Below are 17,912 nucleotides of genomic sequence, written 5' to 3'. Positions count from 1 at the left end.
ATGTACCAGTTTATACTGGGAAAAATCTCCATTCTTTGCGCGGACCCGCTGGCGTCAACGCTCGCAGATATGGCACCTCAGGGTGCGCGAAACCGTTCCTGGCTGGCAGGCAGGACGCTGCTCGCCCGGACATTATCCCCGTCTCCGCTGCCCGACATTGTGTACGGTGAACAGGGGAAACCCGCCTTTGCGAAAGATCATCGGCTCTGGTTTAACCTGAGCCACAGCGGGGACGACATTGCCCTGCTGGTGAGCGATGAAGGTGAAGTAGGCTGCGATATCGAAGTGATACGCCCGCGTGAAAACTGGCAGGCACTGGCGAACGCGGTTTTCAGCGTGGCGGAGCATGCAGAGCTGGAACGCGAAGCGCAGGAGGCGAAGCTCCCCGCTTTCTGGGGGATCTGGACGCGTAAAGAGGCGATTGTGAAGCAGCGAGGCGGCAGCGCCTGGCAGATTGTCAGCATCGACAGTACCTCTGAGGCCCACTCGGTCAGCCAGCTTCAGTTTGGCTCGCTGAGTCTCGCCGTCTGCACGCCCACTCCGTTCACCCTTACCCCCGGGGCGATTTTTCACCACGAGATGTCCGGGGCAGGAATATCACCAGCACGCCCAGCATAATCAACCCGACCCCCGCCAGCCCCTGCCACGAGAACGACTCACCCCAGCCGGGCAGCAGGATCGCCGCGCCCCACACCAGAATATAACTGAGGCTCAGCAAGGCGTACGCTTTGCTGAGCGCCATGCGATGCAGCGCCAGATACCAGCAGCCCATAGAGGCCACATAGCCCATCAGCCCCAGCAGCAGCGCGCCGGTACCGGACGAAAAATGCCAGAGAGCCCTGAAAAATGCCAGCGCCTCGCCGACGGGCGGAAGCGCCTGCATGGCGCTGCGCAGAAGCAACTGCGCGGCACTGACTAACGCCACGCTGCATAACGCCCAGCACGCCCCTTTCACAGGCTTCCTCCCAGCAAAACAATCCCGATCATAATCAACCCTACGCCCAGCCAGTGATGTCGGACCACCTTCTCATGCCAGAGCCCCTTCGCTGCCAGCGTCACCCAGACAAAATTAAGGCTCAGCATGGGATAGGCGACCCCGACGGGAAGACGCTGCAATACCACCAGCCAGACCAGCATGCCGCAGCCCAGCGCCAGCAAGGCGAGCCCCAGCCACAGCACAATATGCGCACCACGCCGCCCGGTTTTCGCCGGACGGGTCGCTTGTTTCTGACAGAGCTGTCCCGCGCAGGTCAGCAGGCTTGCCAGCACCAGCCAAAGCCAGGTCATCATTGCGGCAGATACTGCAGGTAAGCCAGCCGCCCCTGGATATACAGGTAGTCCGGCTTTGGCAGGTTATCCCGGTTCAGATCGTCGTTCTTCGACAGCAGGATCACCAGCGACACGCTCCCCTGCTGGCGATGCCTCGCCAGCCACTGCGCAAAGTCATCTTTAATGATAAAGCGGTCTTTCACGTCCGGATAATCCAGCCCGTAACGCAGCTCACCGCTCTGACCAAACATGATGATGTCATTACGCTTAAGCTCCCACGCCAGCCCTGCCGCCACGCCGACGTTATCGGCCAGCACGAACCGGCTCTGCTGGAGCGGGTCGCGCACGGTATCCACCAGCGACTGCGGCTGTTTGGAGTCCACCACCAGGTTGGGAATAGCAAAACCAATCAGCAACGCCAGCCCGGCAGGGCACAGCGCCGCCAGCCACCAGCGCTGCTGGCTCCGTCTGAAGCTAAACCAGCCCACCACGGCCCAGACGAGAAAGGCCACCACCGCGCAGAAGACTTTAAACAGCTCGACCGATGTCCAGACCGGGTGCTTAGCCAGCCCCCACGGCGACACGACTAACGCCGCGATGACACCGAGGGTACCGAACGCCAGGTTGATCCCGGCATTGATGCGTAACACGCTGGCCCCCTTTTCCGCAGCGAGGCAGGCATAGCGCGCCATCAGGATCGCCAGCGGGGCAAAACACGGCAGGATGTAGGTAGGCAGCTTGCCTTTGGCAATGCTGAAGAATAAAAGCGGCATCACCACCCAACCGAGCAGATAAAGCCCGCCGCCTGCCGGATGTTTTTCACGCCAGCCCAGACGCAGCGCACCGGGCAACAGCGCCAGCCAAGGCAGACTGCCCGCGACCAGGAATGGCAGGTAATACCAGAACGGGGCTTTGTGCTGGGCGTCGCTCTGGGCAAAACGCTGAATGTGTTCAACCCAGAAGAAGTAGCGCCAGAAATCGGGTTCACGCTGGGCAATCGCCAGCCCCCAGGGCAAGACAATAAGCACGCAGCTCAGGATGGCAAGCCCGCCAAAACTCAGCACCTCTTTCCAGCGCTTTTGGGCAATCACCCACGGCAGGACGCCAAGGACCGGCACCGCCAGGGCGAGAAAGCCTTTGGTCATCACCCCCATACCGCAGGCCAGCCCCAGCACGATGTAGCCCCCCGCTTTGCCAGCCAGGGTCTGCGCCTGCGAGGCCAGCCAGAAACTGCACATCGCCGCCGCCAGCCACAGGGAGATGATGGGGTCGAGCACGGCATAGGTACCAATGCCATAGACCAGAAACAGCGTCAGGAAGATAAGGCCGGAGAACAGGGCAACGCGTTTATCGCGCCAGAGTTGCCAGGCCATCCAGATAACCAGTAGCGCCGTCAGGCCGGTGGAAAAGATGGCCCCGGCGCGCACGGCAAAGTTTGTATGGCCAAACAGCAGTTGCCCGAGGCTGTTGACCCAGTAGCCAGCAATCGGCTTTTCAAAGTAACGCAGCCCCAGAAAATGCGGCACAATCCAGTTGCCGGAGGCGAGCATTTCACGGCTGATTTCCGCATAGCGCGTTTCATCAGGCTGCCATAACAGACGGATATCAACCGGAATGAGATAGTAAACAATAAACAGGGCGAAAAGCCCTAAGCCATAACGGGCGACTTTCATGGTACCGGACTCACGGTTTGTTGATAGCCAAGCCAGCCTTCCCGGCCAGCCATTTCACTTCGCACGATTTTGCCGACGGGCAGCGTACTGAGATCGTCTGGCAGCAGGTCGATCAACGGGCAGAACTGAATCCCCTCCTGCGCCGCCAGCGTCAACAGCGCATCGAAATCATGCTGATACGCAATCCCTTCCACCTCGGCGTGGATGGTGTAGACCGGCGTGCCGGTATCGCGATGTATACAGTCCAGAATGTAGCGGTTGAAGCCGTCGGCGGTCACCTCGCGCCCCACCACTTCATCCCAGGTGGGCAGGGTGACCGGGATTTGCACCGTGCCAACGCGGCTTTCACCGAGCTGCGGTAAAAAAGGTCCGCTGCCCCGGCAATCGCTGTTGTAGCGAAACGCGAACGGCTCTTTGGCTTTCACGACGCGTTGATCCGCACGCCATCCGGCCACGGCGGAGCAACGCACCGACTGCCCGATAATGGCCTCCAGCTCCCGCAGACCACGCTCGATTTCCCGGGCCAGGCGAGGAATGTCCCAGACGCCCGCCCAGGCCTGCCAGGCATGGTGATCCCAGGCATGCAGGCCGACCTCATGGTGCTGCGCCGCTTCACGGATGATGGCTTCGTTACCCGCGCCGATACGCCTGCCGGGCCATGCGGTACCGGCCAGCAAAATATCCCAGCCATAGAGCGATGCTGCGCGCGAGCGCAGCATTTTGAACAGAAATGCCGGTTTAACCAGACGCCATAAATGACGTCCCATGTTGTCTGGCCCCACGCTGAAGAAGATGCTGGCACGCACATCGTGCTTGCTCAGCAGCCTCAGCAGTCCGGGAACGCCGTCACGCGTTCCCCTGAAGGTATCGACATCAATGCGTAAACCGACTTTTTTCATGAGGCCTGTTCCGACAGCTCCACGGTGCGCAGGAAGAAATCGAGCGTCTCATCAATGGTCTGCTCCATCTTCACCGTTGGCGTCCAGTTCAGGCAGCGCTTCGCATTGCGAATGCTCGGCTTGCGGTGCTCAACGTCCTGGTAGCCTTTGCCATAGTAGCTGCTGCTTTCCACTTCGCGGAATCCTGCAAACGGCGGGAACTGGTTACGCAGCGGATGGCGCTCAAAGCTTGCCAACAGCATTTCGGCCAGTTCACGAATGCTCGCTTCGTTATCCGGGTTGCCGATGTTGATGATCTCTCCGTTGCAGCGGCCATCCTTGTTTTCAATGATGCGGAACAGGGCTTCGATGCCGTCGCTGATGTCGGTGAAGCAGCGTTTTTGTTTACCGCCTTCAATGAGCTTAATGGGCGAGCCTTCCACCAGGTTCAGGATCAGCTGGGTAATGGCGCGGGAGCTACCAATGCGCGCCGCGTTCAGGTTATCCAGACGTGGCCCCATCCAGTTGAACGGCCGGAACAGGGTAAAGCGCAACCCTTCTTTCTCGCCGTAAGCCCAAATCACGCGGTCCAGCAGCTGTTTAGAGACAGAGTAAATCCAGCGCTGCTTGTTGATCGGCCCGACCACCAGGTTAGAGGTATCTTCATCGAAGTTTTTATCAGTACACATGCCGTACACTTCGGAGGTGGACGGGAAGATGATGCGCTTATCGTATTTCACGCAGTCGCGGATAATCTTCAGGTTCTCTTCAAAGTCCAGCTCGAATACGCGCAGCGGATTGCGGGTGTACTCAATCGGCGTGGCAATGGCGACCAGCGGCAGCACCACGTCGCATTTTTTGATGTGGTACTCGATCCACTCGGAGTGGATGCTGATATCCCCTTCCACGAAATGGAAGCGCGGGCAGTCAAGGAAACGGCTGATGGCATCGGAGCCAATGTCGAGGCCATAAATTTCGTAGTTATCGTCTTTCAGCAGACGCTCGGTCAGGTGGTTACCAATAAAACCGTTTACGCCGAGGATCAGCACGCGGGTGCGGCGCTTAATTGCCACCACCGGGGCGCTGGTGATCAAGGCGCCGGGAACCAGCCCCAGAGACTGCGCCAGCTGCGCGCCCTGCACATAAACGCCGTTGTCGGTCTGACCGGTCACGATCTCCAGCGCCTGCTCGCCGCATCTGACAATCAGCGGAGAGACAGAGACGATAGTGCCCGGTTTCGCGGCCGGGACATCGTCGCGCACGCGGGATTTCCAGACGATGAATTTGCTGACGCCGGCAAAGCTATACGCCCCCGGCCAGGGGTCGGTCACTGCGCGCACCAGGTTGTGCAACTGGCGGGCGGGCTTGTTCCAGTCCAGACGGCCGTCTTCCGGCGTGCGGCGGCCAAAACAACTCGCCTTGCTCTCGTCCTGAGCGGTCTCGCTGAAGGTGCCGTTCAGGATGGTCGGCAGTGCATCGCGCAGCAGGCTTTGTGCCACCGAGCAGAGTTTCTGATGAAGCTGCAGCGCCGTCTCATCCGCATCAATGGCAACACGCTGCTGCGCAATGATGGCGCCCGCATCCGCGCGGTGCACCATGCGGTGCAGGGTCACGCCGGTTTCAGTTTCGCCATTCACCAGCACCCAGTTCAGCGGCGCGCGGCCACGGTAGGCGGGCAGCAATGAGCCGTGAAGGTTAAATGCCCCTTTCGTCGCCAGACGTAAAATATCGTCGCAAATCAGGTTGCGGTAGTAGAACGAGAAGATGACATCCGGGGCGGTGTCGCGAATGCGATCCACCCACAGCGGGTGGTTGATATCGTCCGGCGCGTAGACCGGAATGCCGTGCTCGGCGGCGATACGCGCCACGGAGCCAAAGAAGTTATTCTCGCCTGCGGCGTCCGGATGCGTGAAGATGGCAGCGATATCATAACCCGCTTCAAGCAGGGCAAGCAGGCCCGCGCACCCCATATCGTGATAGGCAAAGACAACAGCTTTCATGGGTGTTTTTCCTCTTGAGAGACTTTGTGTTCCTGGCGGACAACACGTTGAATAAAGTAGCGCGGACGTGCGCGAACATCGTTATAGATACGGCCAATGTACTCACCGAGCAGGCCCATCCCGACAAACTGGGCGCCAATGAACATGAACAGCACGGCAAAGAGCATGAATACCCCTTCCGCCGCCCACTGGGGGCCAAAGACCAGACGCAGGACGACCAGCAAAACGGAAAGCGTAAACCCGGCCAGCGCGATAATGCTGCCGAAGACGCTCAGCAGGCGTAGCGGCGTGGTGGTCAGGCAGGTGATGAGGTCGTACATCAGGTTGATAAGACGCATAAAGCTGTACTTCGACTCCCCGTGCTCACGCTCGGCGTGCAGCACCGGGATCTCCGTCGCCTTACGGGCAAAGGTATTCGCCAGAATCGGAATGAAGGTGCTGCGTTCATGGCAGTGCAGCATGGCGTCGACAATATGGCGGCGATAGGCGCGCAGCATGCAGCCGTAATCGCCCATCGCTTTGCCGGTGGTGCGCTGGATCAGGCGGTTGATGGTGCGGGAAGCCAGCTTGCGGAACAGGCTATCCTGACGATTCTGCCGTACCGTACCCACCACGTCGTACCCTTCGTCGGCTTTGGCGACCAGCCGGGGGATCTCCTCCGGCGGGTTTTGCAGATCGGCATCCAGCGTGATGACCAGATCCCCCGTCACGTGGCTGAACCCGGCCATAATGGCCGAATGCTGGCCATAGTTGCGGTTAAGCAGCACCGCGACGATATGGCTGCCTTCGGCCTGCGCGGCCTCGGTCAACATCAGGGCGGAGTTATCGCTGCTGCCGTCATCCACCAGCAGGATTTCGTAGGCTTTGCCCAGCGTCTCGCAGGCGGCGGTGGTGCGGCGGATCAGTTCGGGCAGGCTCTCCTGCTCGTTATAAACGGGGATCACCACAGAAACTTTTTGTACAGGCGGCGTACTGAACATATCAATGTCCTGCAAGCTGATGGAGCGCGGTAATGACGCGGGTTGTGTCGTCATGAGTCATGTCCGGGAAAAGTGGGAGAGAACAAATACGCGCGCTGTTCCATTCAGAATGCGGGAGCGATACATCAGGAAAACGCTCGCGGTAGTATTTTTGGGTGTGTGCCGCGCGGAAATGCAGGCCAGTGCCGATGCCCTTCTCCTTCAGGGCCGCCATCAGGTTATCGCGGGAGATTCCGCAGCGGGCTTCATCCACGCGAATAATAAACAGGTGCCAGGCGTGCACATGCGGCCATGATGGAATAGTGAGCGGCTGGAACGGCGTGTCGGCCAGCTCGCGCAGGTAGCGTTCGGCGATGTCCTGACGGCGTTTATTGGCCTGTTTCAGTTTGCCCAACTGCACCAGCGCCAGCGCGGCGTTGATATCCGCGAGGTTGTATTTAAAGCCGGGCGCGATCACTTCGGCCTGCGGCGCGCGGCCGTGGGTCTGGCGGTCATAGGCATCGACGCCCAGACCGTGGAATTTCAGGCTGCGGATTTTTTGTGCCAGCTGTTCGTCATCCGTCACCACCAGACCGCCCTCGGCGCAGGTCATGTTTTTAATGGCGTGGAAGGAGAAAATTGCCGTGCCCTGCCAGCCCACGTGACGGTCTTTGTAGTACGTGCCCGCGGCGTGTGCCGCGTCTTCGATCACCGGAATACCGTGACGCTCCCCCACCGCGCGGATAGCATCGATATCACACGGCGCACCGGCGTAATGCACCGGGATAATCGCTTTGGTACGCGGCGTAATCGCGGCGTCTACCGCGTCCGGGGTGACCATCAGGGTATCTTTGTCCACATCGATCATCACCGGGTTTGCCCCCAGCAGAACGATCATATTCAGCGTGGAGACCCAGGTCAGGGAGGGGGTGATGACGTCATCGCCAGGGCCAATACCCAGCGCCATCAGGGTGACGTGCATCCCGGCAGTTGCCGAACTGACGGCTATGGCGTGGTGATTCCCGGTCAGCTGACAAAATGCCTCTTCAAGCGCCTGATTTTTCGGCCCGGTCGTGATCCAGCCAGAGGTTAATACCTCCTGCAACGCCGCGATTTCCTCATTACCCATTGAGGGGCGGGAAAAAGGCAAAAAATCACTCATCATTAATTTCCTTGCAATAAGAATGGCATGCTTTTGATATTAACCAATTAGCGGACCGTTTATTTCAACGGTTCATAAACTCATATCAAGGTAGCGCTCATTTCTTAGGGAAAAATTAAGAGAGGGAATTAAAATGTTTTCACATGAATTTAAATACCTTTAAAAACATAAAGTTATAAAATTATGAATTATTTATTTTGTGACAGCACTCAATTTTCTTCAAAATGTAACGTTTAAACCAAAGCTCAACAAACAAAAAAAATCCCGGTTATTTCTTTAAAAACAGAAATAACCGGGAACTTTTCTTTTTAGTTAATTGTCGCGCTTATTTTAAATTATTTGGGAAGTCAGCGGGCAATTCACTGGCCGCACACGCAATTACGCTGTCATCGTTGGCCCCACAGTCGCGCACGAAGGTAATGGTGGCAAATTCATCAATCACTTCTGTTGGATAGGCCGGACCTGCATCGCGATAGCTGTTCATCAGTGGAATGTGATCGTTCTGGAAGCAGACGGTTTTTTCCGGGTTGTTCATGACCCAACGCGGGAAGAAGATAGTGCCATGGAACAGTTTGTCCCCAAGGTTCACAATCAGGCTAACGTCGGTGCCGGTGGGTTCAGTCCAGGAAATTTTATAAATACTCTCACCTACGCGAACAACATACACCTGCTGATCTTTTACCCAACGATTCCCCACCAGGCCGCTGTGAATACGGTAATCGATGGTATTTTCATTTTTGATATAAATCTCGTAGTTCCAGCCATTATCGTAGGTATAAACCAGATGTTTGCCGATGAAGCCGCTTAAGTCGTGTTTGTCGAAGGTGCTCATATAATGTCTCCTTTGTTTTGATGAGACGATCCTACCCCTTCAAAAAATGAATGAATAACTCTATGTTTGAATCAAATTCATCCAAATTTTAGATTGATTATGCACAAGACGACGCTCGAACAATGGTCCTTGCTGGAGAAGGTGGTGGATGCGGGCAGTTTTGCCAGAGCCGCGGAAGAGACGCACCGCAGCCAGTCTTCCGTCAGCTATAACCTGGCACTACTGCAGGAACGGCTGGGGGTGGCGCTTCTGGTGCAGGAAGGCCGTCGGGCGGTGTTGACCCCTGCCGGGGAACTGCTGCTCAACCAGGTCAAACCGCTGCTGAAAGCCTTCGCGTACGTTGAGACACGCGCGCTTACCCTGCGTAACGGAATGCGCACGCGGCTGGATCTGGTGGTGGACAATATCTTTCCCCGCCGTCGTCTGTTTGCCATCCTGCGTCAGTTCCAGCAGCAGTATCCGCAGACTCAGGTCCGTCTCACCGAAGTGCTGGAAAATACCCGCGCCGATGCCATCAATGATGAAGCCGATGTGATGGTCTTAACCCGCCGCCAGGATATGACCGGGCTTGGCGAATGGCTGATGAATATCGACTTTGTTGCCGTGGCCCATCATCAGCATCCGCTCTTTCAGCTCGACGCGCCGCTGAACGACGACATGCTCCGCCCGTGACCGCTGATTAAAATTGCGGACAACCAGACCGCGGCGCACTCCGCCAGTGGCTCGTGGACCTTTTCCACCATTGACGCGGCCATTGAGGCGGTGATGTCGCAGGTGGGTTACGGCTGGCTGCCGGAGGAGCGCATTCAGACTCAGCTGGAACAAGGGGTACTGAAGATGCTGCCGCTCAGCCATGGCGTGCGGCGAGCCACGCCGCTGCACCTGATTGTGAAGCGCTCGCTTAGCCCGCTGGACGAACAGGTTGAGACGCTATTGCGCCTTTTTAGCCAGGAGCCGTCATCGTCACCTGCTACGCTTTAAGGTCCGAACGTTAAAACGATAAGGAGCAGATGATGAAAATCGACTTTACGGGGAAAGTGGCGCTGGTCACCGCCTCAACGGGTGGAATTGGCTTCGCCATTGCCAGAGGGCTGGCAGAAAGCGGTGCGGAAGTGATCGTCAATGGCCGCAGTACCGAGTCGGTGAATAAAGGTATTCAGCAGCTGCAGCAGGTGGTGCCGGGCGTGCAGGTGCGTGCCGCGATAGCCGATCTCAGCACGCCGGAAGGGGTCGAGTCGCTGCTGAAGGTGGCGAATAACGTGGACATTCTGGTCAACAATGCCGGGATTTACGGGCCGCAGGATTTCTATGCCACCGACGATGACACCTGGGAACGTTACTGGCAGACCAACGTAATGTCCGGCGTGCGTCTCTCCCGCGCACTGCTTCCCGGCATGGTGAAGAAAGGCTGGGGCCGCGTGGTATTTATCTCCTCCGAGTCGGCCTGCAATATCCCGGCGGACATGATCCACTACGGCGTGACCAAAACGGCACAGCTCTCGCTGGCACGCGGACTGGCGAAGTTCGTGGCGGGTAGCGGCGTGACGGTCAACAGCGTATTGCCGGGGCCGACGATGTCTGACGGATTCGCAGAGATGATGAAAGACGAGATCGAGAAGACCGGTAAATCGCTGGAACAGCTGGCAAAAGAGTTTGTGATGGCCAACCGCCCCAGCTCGGTGATCCAGCGAGCGGCCACGGTTGAAGAGGTCGCCAATATGGTGGTCTATGTCTGCTCAGCGCAGGCCTCCGCCACGTCTGGCGCGGCGTTGCGCGTCGACGGTGGCGTGGTGGATGACATTATCTGAGTGGCTCAGGCCGCAAGAATGAGAAAAAAAGCGTGAGGTTTAAGGACTGTGGCGCCAAAGCAGGTAAACTAACGAGCAGAATGTGTATTTCAGCTAAGACGTATTTATGACCAATATGATTGCCGACGAGACCGTGGCCAAATCTAACGTGCTCTCTGTCTTCGACTTTGATGGAACGTTAACACACCACGATAGCTTCATCCCTTTCCTGCGTTTTGCCTTCGGGAAACGTTACTTCGCGGGACGACTGGTGCGTATGGCATTGCCGACGCTCCACTGCGTACGCCGCAAGCTAACGCGTGATGAGCTAAAAGAGGTGCTGATCAAAACGTTCCTGACGGGGGTGGATGAACACTGGTTACGTCAGCAGGCGGAAGCGTTTTGCGAAAAATACTGGAACAAGCTGATGCGCCCCGAGGGGGTGCTGGCGGTGGCGGCGGAGGTGAACTCTGGCGCGGAAGTGACCATCTGTTCCGCCTCTCCGGCGCTGGTGCTCCAGCCGTGGGCTGACAAGCTTGGCATCAAGCTGATTGGCACACAACTGGAAGTGAAAGACGGTAAGCTGACCGGGCGCATTACCGGCAACAACTGCCGCTGCGCCCAGAAAGTCGCCAGACTGGAAAAGGTGTATGGCAATCTGAACGAGTACCACCTGCGCGCCTGGGGGGATACCCGTGGCGACCACGAACTGCTGGCCGCAGCGCAGGATCCACACTGGCGGCACTTCCACCCACCGCGCAAGCGCCGCAACTCACCGATTAAGGGTTAGGTGCGGTCTGGTGTCCTCACCCCGGCCCTCTCCCACAGGGAGAGGGAGAAGAGCGTTGCATCAGGCCTCACGTTTCCCCGGGAACATCACGCTCGCAATAATCCCCAGCGCCAGCACGCCTAATACCACGAACAGACTGGTCGTCGCGCCAATGCTGTAGCCGTGATGCAAGAAGTGATCTGTTGCATTCAACCCGAGCTTGAACGCCACGAAGAACAGCAGCAGGACCACCGCCTTCTCCAGGTGAACCAGATACTGCTTCAGCGCTTCCAGTACGAAATAGAGCGTACGCAGGCCGAGGATGGCAAACATCATGGCGCTGTAGATAATCAGCGGCTCGCGGCTGACGGCGATAATGGCCGGTACGGAGTCAAACGCGAACATCACATCAGACAGCTCCACGACGGCCACGCATAGTAATAATGGCGTCGCGTAACGTTTCGCTTTTTTGACGCGCCCAACCATTACGTCCTGGTTTTCTGGTTTTTCCAGTTCCGCATCCACCTCTTTCTGGGTCAGAATAAAGGCGTGGCTGCTGATTTTCGGCCAGACAGGATAGAAGCGTTTCACCAGGCGATAAGCCAGGTGACCGGAGTAATCTTCAACCTCGTCGCTCTCTTCGTTACGCCTGAGCATCATTACCGCCGTCCAGCCAACGACCAGCGCGAAAATAACCTCCACGTACGGCCCCAGACTCAGCAGGCTGGTCCCAATGGCCACGAAGATACCGCGGAAGACAATCGCCCCCAGCACACCCCAGTAGAGTACGCGGTGACGGTACTTATCCGGCACGCCGAACCAGGCAAAAATCGCCATCATCACAAACAGGTTATCGACCGAGAGTACCTCTTCCAGCGCGTAGCCGGTGAGGAACAGGCTCGCCATCTCGGCACCGTGGTGAACATACAGGAACCCGGCAAACGCCATCGCCATTGAGAACCAGAAAACGGACCACATTGCGGCACTTTTCAGCGAGACAGGCTTATCGTGACGGTGCATGAAGAGGTCGATAAACATCGCCCCGACAGCCATCACCACAAAGACAACAACGGTTTCCGTCGGGAAACCGAGATGAGCAGTAGACATACACAACCCTTTTGTAGAGGCAAAACACAAAAACCATGCAGACTGGCATATGCCAGCAGAGAAAAAGAGTGGTGCTCTGGGCACATCACTCTGAAAAGTAAAAGTTTAAACGTTCTTTTCTGCTGTGTAGAGACATTAAAGTTGTATCCTTTAACCTGAAAAAGACTTTAAAGTTGTAAAGTTTTAAAAAAACACATACAAAACATGATGCTAAGTGTGTATCACACGCTGTTCCAACATTATGCCTTGATGTTCTTGCAGGAACTGCAATTTACAGGAGGAAAAAGGTGTTTTTGTAGTTATCTGGCGTTACGTGACAGTGTTGGTCAGATACTTCCACCTCTTCAGAGTTAAAGTTTGATATATGGGAAAAAAAAAGCTCCCGGACGGGAGCGTAAGCCAGTGACTTCGGCGTCAAATGAGGGTCTAACAAGTGGAGCTGCGGGTTAATTCTGGGTGATCTGACTGCGATGCTTATCAGCCTGCTGCTGGTGAACAACGGAAGACTGACCATTATTCGCCTTCTCATGTACAGCTGCGGCCTTCTCATGCTCGCTCATTTCAGAAAATGACTTTGCTGTTTCGTTGGTAGCTCCGGGTTTAGCTTTCATCATTTTTTTATGCATTTCAGCCATGTCCTGGTGGGCAGCAGAATTGCTGTTTTGCATCATGTCATGGGACATTGCGGCCTGATCGTGACTGCTCATATCCATCATTGTCATGCTGTCTCCCTGAATTGCACTTTTTTCAGCAGATGACTGCATCTGGTGGGCAGGTGCCTGTGCATTATTTACCTGGTCATGCATGTTCATTGTCTCTGCAGCCATGGCAGATGAAGCGGCAGCCATAATGGCAACAAATGATACGAGAATCTTTTTCATGGTTGGGTCTCCGGTGTTTACATACCCAAACAATCAATGGCTTATAACAGAGAAAGCAGTTGATCTCAGGGCGGGTTAATCATCACTCCAGGAACCAGGTGATTGTGTTATCACGCTGCTCCTGATTTATGAATAATTATAAAAAACCGCCTCTGTTTATCGCGTGACTGAATGATGACAATTTTGTCACCTTCCAGGTTTCTCCTGAACAACGGGATTAATCCATTAACAGGCGCACTTTGAACACAATTTCACGCCCCTGCTGTTCTGCTGACAGCTCGCCGCCGTGAGCATGAATGATCGACCTTGTAATTGATAATCCCAGCCCCGCGCCTTCCGTGTTGTAGAACCTTGATGAGTCTGCGCGATAGAACCGGTCAAACAAACGTTCCAGATTAGCGGGAACCTGGCCGGACATCGTATTCGTAATCATCACGTTCACACAGTCACTGTCACGCTCAAGGTGTATCGCTGTACAGGTGTTATCGGGAGAATACTTGATTGCATTGGAAAGCAGGTTACTGAAAGCACGTCGGAGCATATCGCTGTCTCCGGCAACAACGCCCTCTCCTTCAACCGTGATTGTCTTTCCTGTTTCGTCTGCCAGGGGCTCGAACAACTCACGTAATTCATTCAGTTCGGCTGCCAGATCCACATCATGTTTATCCAGCCGCAGCAGACCATGCTCTGAACGTGCCAGAAAAAGCATGTCACTGGTCATTCGTGACAACCTTTTCAGTTCTTCCAGGTTAGCGAATAAAATTTCGCGGTAATGCGAAACATCCCTTTCCTTAGCCAGTGCAAACTGCGTCTGCATCATCAGATTACTGACTGGTGTGCGCAGCTCATGCGCGATGTCAGACGAGAAATCTGACAGTTTCCGGAATGCCCCCTCCAGGCGATCAAACATATTATTGAACTCCTGCATGGTCTCAGAGATTTCCGGCGGAGCCAGATCGGGATTTAGACGCTGATCCAGGCTGTGTACGGTCATGGAGGAAGCCAGACTGGTCATTTCCCGTAGCGGTTTCAGACCAATACGTGTGGTCAGCCAGCCCAGAAAAACAGAAATAAAGACCAGACCGATATTGAACCAGAACAGCCAGGTACTGAGTTTGTCCATAAACAGGGTGTGATACCCAGTATCCGTGGCAACCGTAATGATGACATGTTTGCTTTTACCCTGTTCCGGCGTCACGGCAACCCGCCGCGAGATACTGCGGTACACGGTGTTATTTTCTTCCGTCTGGATCATATAGTCGAGAATATCACCCGACTTATTAAGCAGGACCGCTGGAACAACAGAATTTTTGGCATAGAGTTCAACAATTTTTTCATTTTCCATGTTTTTTATAGAAATGAATAAGCCATTGTGCCCCACCATCGCATCGTTTATTTTTTCTGATAATGACTTAATATCCGTTTTGTTCCTGAACGTCTCTGTTTTAAGAAACTCTTCGGTGAGCTGAAGTTTACCTGTCAGAAAATCGCGGTCCTGATTATCGAAATAGCCATTAAGGGTGCTAATCAGGATAAAACTTGATAACCACCATACCGTAAGCATCACCGCAGAAAAAATCAGGCTCAGGCGTGTGGTCAGGGAAATTTTGAACCTCACTCTTCTCTGATCTCCAGGACATATCCGGCACCGCGAACGGTATGGATCAGTTTTGGCTCAAAGTCATCATCAATTTTACTTCTCAGACGTCTCACGGCGACATCAATCACATTCGTATCACTGTCAAAATTCATGTTCCAGACCAGGGACGAGATAAGACTCCTGGGTAACACTTCTCCGGTGCGTTGCAGCAGCAACTCAAGCAGAACGTATTCTTTACCGGTGAGATGGATCTTCTTCCCCGAACGGATCACGGTCCGGCGCACCATATCAACGGTCATATCGGCGATGGTGCAGACTGTTGCGGCCTGCGAGCGTGCCCGGCGCAGTAGGGTTCTTACACGTGCAACCAGCTCCGTAAAATCAAAGGGCTTAATCAGGTAGTCATCTGCGCCAAGCTCCAGTCCTTTCACTTTGTCCCGCACGTTGTCCTTTGCGGTTAAAAACAGGACCGGTTCTTCGTGCCCGGACTCCCTCAGTGCGCTGATGATTTGCCACCCGTCGAGGAAAGGCAGCATCACGTCCAGTATTATCAAATCATACTGTCCCTTCGACGCGGCCCCGAGACCATCGCGGCCATTATTAAAGAGATCGGCCTGATAGCCTTCCTCAACCAGTCCCTGCTGCAGGTAACGACCTGTTTTTTGTTCGTCTTCAACGATTAAAATACGCTGCATGGTCAACTCGCTGATATGAAAGTAAAAATCTCACGCATGAGCTTTGGCTGTCCCCTAGCTGACCTGAGACGGAGCAAGCATTCCGAGCCACGCTACGGCGCCCAGAATGATAATCGCAACAACGAATTCTGTCAGGATGCTGTTTCGCATCAGGGCAACGCTGCGATCATAATTCCCTTCCCTGACCATAACTTCAAGCCGGGGACCCAGGTGAAACCGGTTTGCTGCAGCCAGAAGAAGCATCAGAACAAACAGAGCCGTCTTGGCAAGCAATATCCTCCCCCAGGAACTGTTGAATAAGGGAGTTAAGTTACCCTCAGCAATATACAGATAGTTGACCAGCGCACTCAGGATCAGGGCTACAACAATCACCGTTCCTGCCGTGGCAAATTTTGCCAGGGAGTCAGATATCACAATGACGCTCTGTGCATTATGCTCGTTTCTGCGCATCAGCAGGATAGCAAATGCAACCAGAGCACCTGTCCAGGCACCTGCAGCGCCGAGATGGGTCAGATCGCTCAGTAAATGGAGATAGTAATGCAGACCGTCATGCATAACGGCGTGTCCTCCCCAGGCAAGTGTAGCCAGCGCCACGCCCCCACTCATCGTCATCAGCAGGCAGGACAATACTCTCTTATTAGTGTAAAGGAACAAAGCACCGAGTGTGGTAAACAGGGCACAGAGCCTGACAATCCAGCTAATACCCACATCAGTTTCTTCTATCACCATCTCGATAACATGGATGGATAATTCTCTGAGGTCAGTTACTCCACTCATGGCATTAGATACCAGGAGCATATTAATGCCAGTAAGAATGATGCCTGTAACAACAGCAAAAGTTATAAACGACCTGAAATTAGTCAGGTTATAGGTTTCATGTCTGACACCGCTTATTCCATATATCTGAAAAAATGGCAATCCAAATATTACCATCAAATCCAGATAAAGAAGAAAACGAATAACAATCATAATCAGGTCGTTCATAATATTACTTCACTGTAAAGGTGTAATTACCGGTAATAGGGTGCGTATCTGAAGAAACCGCGCGCCAGTCAACACGATAAGTGCCAGCGGGTAAAGGCTCTCGCGGAATAATGACCATCGATTTAGGGTCAGCGCCTGGCGCCACTTTTGCCGCGACCGGCATCGGAGAATGTGATGACATGCCTTTCATACCCGTCATCGTTAATTTTGCACCTGAGAATTTCACGGTCAGATTTTCCGAGAAATTAAGCTGAATCTTTTCCGGGGCCGCTACGGCTGAATCAGCCTGTGGCACAGAGCTTTTTAATTCCGGATGGGCCATAGCAGAGAAAGCAACGCCCATAACGAGGCCACCTGTAAGAATGGCTTTATTTAAAATCGACATTTTATTTACCTGTTTAGTTGAGTGTTTTATATCAGTGCGTTAAAACCAGATTCTGGCTCCCGCCAGGAATACTACCTGATGGTCTTTCTCACCTTCTCTTTTCGCCATATCGGATGTTTTCCCGTAAAGTTGATTCCAGGAAACGCCTATATAGGGTGCAAACTCACGGCGTATTTCATAGCGCAGCCGGAGCCCCAGCTCTGTGTCAGTCAGTCCCCTGCCGCGACCCCGCGATTCATCATCCTGACTGTAGAAATTCACCTCATAGGATGGCTGGAGTATGAGCCGGTTAGTCAGTAAAACGTCGTATTCTCCTCCCAGACGAAGGGCTGCTTTTCCGCCATTACTGACAAAACCCGTAATTTCAGACTCAAAATTATAGAGTGCCAGCCCCTGAAAACCGACAGCAGCCCAGGTCCGGGCAGAAGCAGGTCTGAAATCCTGCCTGACACCCGCAACCAAATCCCACCATGGGCCAACCGCATGTCCCCAGAGTAACTGCGCTTCAGCCGCCTCCGTTTCCCCATTGCTTCGTTCACCTTCACTCTTTAGCCAAATCCGATCTGTGTCGCCTCCAATCCAGCTGTTAACACTCCAGCTGAAATTGTTGGTGTTATCCGACCGTTGCCATTCCAGTTGATCCAGCAGAACCAGATAATTAATCGCACTGTCGTGAATCGCATGCCCCTGTAAATTGCCGAATGCAGCCTTCCGGTCGGCATCGGTAACAGGCGGAATTGGCGTTCTGCTCTCAGTTACAATGGGCTCCATTGACGTCATCTCAGTGAAATTCTCATCTGCTGGCATCTGCATGGCAGACATGTCGTGCCCGGCGTGGGGATCTGCAGAGACGGAGCCCGCCGCAATAGAAAGCTGTGAGGTAAACAAACCGGCGACCAGAACAGGTATGGCCTTCAAATTTCTCTTCATT

At 54.6% G+C, this 17,912-nt stretch carries 18 protein-coding genes and 1 pseudogene; 4 read left to right on the top strand and 15 right to left on the bottom strand.

Annotation, left to right across the window (positions count from 1 at the left end):
• Complete coding sequence (acpT, locus tag AX755_RS01995; RefSeq protein WP_062856198.1) at positions 1-618, top strand: 4'-phosphopantetheinyl transferase AcpT; 618 nt, start codon at positions 1-3, stop codon at positions 616-618.
• Here acpT and arnF read toward each other — a convergent pair.
• The 8 genes from arnF to AX755_RS01955 all read right to left on the bottom strand — a co-directional run bounded on the left by arnF (position 551) and on the right by AX755_RS01955 (position 8,773).
• Positions 551-955, bottom strand: coding sequence for a 4-amino-4-deoxy-L-arabinose-phosphoundecaprenol flippase subunit ArnF (arnF, locus tag AX755_RS01990; RefSeq protein ID WP_013099171.1), 405 nt, complete (start codon positions 953-955; stop codon positions 551-553). The two genes, acpT and arnF, sit on opposite strands and share 68 nt — an antisense overlap.
• Positions 952-1,290 (bottom strand): 4-amino-4-deoxy-L-arabinose-phosphoundecaprenol flippase subunit ArnE, encoded by a 339-nt coding sequence (gene arnE, locus AX755_RS01985; protein WP_062856197.1) that lies wholly within the window; start codon positions 1,288-1,290, stop codon positions 952-954. The genes arnF and arnE overlap by 4 nt, the downstream gene beginning before the upstream one ends.
• Complete coding sequence (arnT, locus tag AX755_RS01980) at positions 1,287-2,942, bottom strand: lipid IV(A) 4-amino-4-deoxy-L-arabinosyltransferase (RefSeq protein ID WP_062856196.1); 1,656 nt, start codon at positions 2,940-2,942, stop codon at positions 1,287-1,289. Before arnT ends, arnE begins: the two co-directional genes overlap by 4 nt.
• Positions 2,939-3,841, bottom strand: a complete 903-nt coding sequence (gene arnD / locus AX755_RS01975; RefSeq protein ID WP_057071772.1) for a 4-deoxy-4-formamido-L-arabinose-phosphoundecaprenol deformylase — start codon at positions 3,839-3,841, stop codon at positions 2,939-2,941. The genes arnT and arnD overlap by 4 nt, the downstream gene beginning before the upstream one ends.
• On the bottom strand, positions 3,838-5,820 hold the full coding sequence (gene arnA / locus AX755_RS01970) for a bifunctional UDP-4-amino-4-deoxy-L-arabinose formyltransferase/UDP-glucuronic acid oxidase ArnA (protein ID WP_062856195.1): 1,983 nt from the start codon (positions 5,818-5,820) through the stop codon (positions 3,838-3,840). The genes arnD and arnA overlap by 4 nt, the downstream gene beginning before the upstream one ends.
• Positions 5,817-6,800 carry an undecaprenyl-phosphate 4-deoxy-4-formamido-L-arabinose transferase gene (arnC, locus tag AX755_RS01965; protein WP_062856194.1) on the bottom strand — a complete coding sequence of 328 codons (984 nt, stop codon included), beginning with the start codon at positions 6,798-6,800 and terminating at the stop codon, positions 5,817-5,819. Before arnC ends, arnA begins: the two co-directional genes overlap by 4 nt.
• 1 nt (position 6,801) lies before the next feature.
• A complete protein-coding gene (arnB, locus tag AX755_RS01960) occupies positions 6,802-7,941 on the bottom strand; it encodes a UDP-4-amino-4-deoxy-L-arabinose aminotransferase (RefSeq protein WP_058650531.1) in 1,140 nt (379 codons plus the stop codon).
• Between the two features lie 325 nt (positions 7,942-8,266).
• Positions 8,267-8,773 carry a phenolic acid decarboxylase gene (locus AX755_RS01955; RefSeq protein WP_029883623.1) on the bottom strand — a complete coding sequence of 169 codons (507 nt, stop codon included), beginning with the start codon at positions 8,771-8,773 and terminating at the stop codon, positions 8,267-8,269.
• A 99-nt stretch (positions 8,774-8,872) separates the two neighbouring features.
• Between AX755_RS01955 and AX755_RS01950 the strand changes: the two are divergent.
• The 3 genes and pseudogenes from AX755_RS01950 (at position 8,873) to AX755_RS01940 (ending at position 11,350) form a co-directional block, all read left to right on the top strand.
• A pseudogene (locus tag AX755_RS01950) lies at positions 8,873-9,754 on the top strand (LysR family transcriptional regulator).
• A 32-nt stretch (positions 9,755-9,786) separates the two neighbouring features.
• Entirely contained in the window at positions 9,787-10,581 is a 795-nt protein-coding gene (locus AX755_RS01945) for an SDR family NAD(P)-dependent oxidoreductase (RefSeq protein ID WP_020687718.1), read from the top strand.
• A gap of 106 nt (positions 10,582-10,687) precedes the next feature.
• Entirely contained in the window at positions 10,688-11,350 is a 663-nt protein-coding gene (locus tag AX755_RS01940; protein ID WP_013099181.1) for an HAD family hydrolase, read from the top strand.
• A gap of 60 nt (positions 11,351-11,410) precedes the next feature.
• Here AX755_RS01940 and AX755_RS01935 read toward each other — a convergent pair whose 3' ends face one another.
• From AX755_RS01935 to pcoB, 7 genes are all read right to left on the bottom strand, one after another.
• The gene (locus AX755_RS01935; RefSeq protein ID WP_062856193.1) at positions 11,411-12,436 is read right to left on the bottom strand and encodes a TerC/Alx family metal homeostasis membrane protein; all 1,026 of its coding nucleotides are present in this window, start codon (positions 12,434-12,436) and stop codon (positions 11,411-11,413) included.
• Positions 12,437-12,882: 446 nt separating this feature from the next.
• Entirely contained in the window at positions 12,883-13,317 is a 435-nt protein-coding gene (gene pcoE, locus AX755_RS01925) for a copper resistance system metallochaperone PcoE (RefSeq protein ID WP_000723069.1), read from the bottom strand.
• 217 nt (positions 13,318-13,534) lie between these two features.
• The gene (gene pcoS, locus AX755_RS01920) at positions 13,535-14,935 is read right to left on the bottom strand and encodes a copper resistance membrane spanning protein PcoS (RefSeq protein ID WP_001211180.1); all 1,401 of its coding nucleotides are present in this window, start codon (positions 14,933-14,935) and stop codon (positions 13,535-13,537) included.
• Positions 14,932-15,612, bottom strand: a complete 681-nt coding sequence (gene pcoR, locus AX755_RS01915; protein ID WP_001188930.1) for a copper response regulator transcription factor PcoR — start codon at positions 15,610-15,612, stop codon at positions 14,932-14,934. The genes pcoS and pcoR overlap by 4 nt, the downstream gene beginning before the upstream one ends.
• A 54-nt stretch (positions 15,613-15,666) precedes the next feature.
• Complete coding sequence (pcoD, locus tag AX755_RS01910; RefSeq protein WP_229692861.1) at positions 15,667-16,545, bottom strand: copper resistance inner membrane protein PcoD; 879 nt, start codon at positions 16,543-16,545, stop codon at positions 15,667-15,669.
• Between the two features lie 55 nt (positions 16,546-16,600).
• The gene (pcoC, locus tag AX755_RS01905) at positions 16,601-16,981 is read right to left on the bottom strand and encodes a copper resistance system metallochaperone PcoC (RefSeq protein ID WP_000025662.1); all 381 of its coding nucleotides are present in this window, start codon (positions 16,979-16,981) and stop codon (positions 16,601-16,603) included.
• A gap of 39 nt (positions 16,982-17,020) precedes the next feature.
• Positions 17,021-17,911: a copper resistance outer membrane transporter PcoB gene (gene pcoB / locus AX755_RS01900; RefSeq protein WP_001378118.1), complete on the bottom strand. Its 891-nt coding sequence runs from the start codon at positions 17,909-17,911 to the stop codon at positions 17,021-17,023.
• Position 17,912: the final 1 nt, after the last annotated feature.

Source organism: Enterobacter sp. SENG-6, from assembly GCF_001605945.1.
Taxonomy (GTDB): domain Bacteria; phylum Pseudomonadota; class Gammaproteobacteria; order Enterobacterales; family Enterobacteriaceae; genus Enterobacter; species Enterobacter cloacae.
This window is presented reverse-complemented; position numbering and strand designations above follow the sequence as displayed.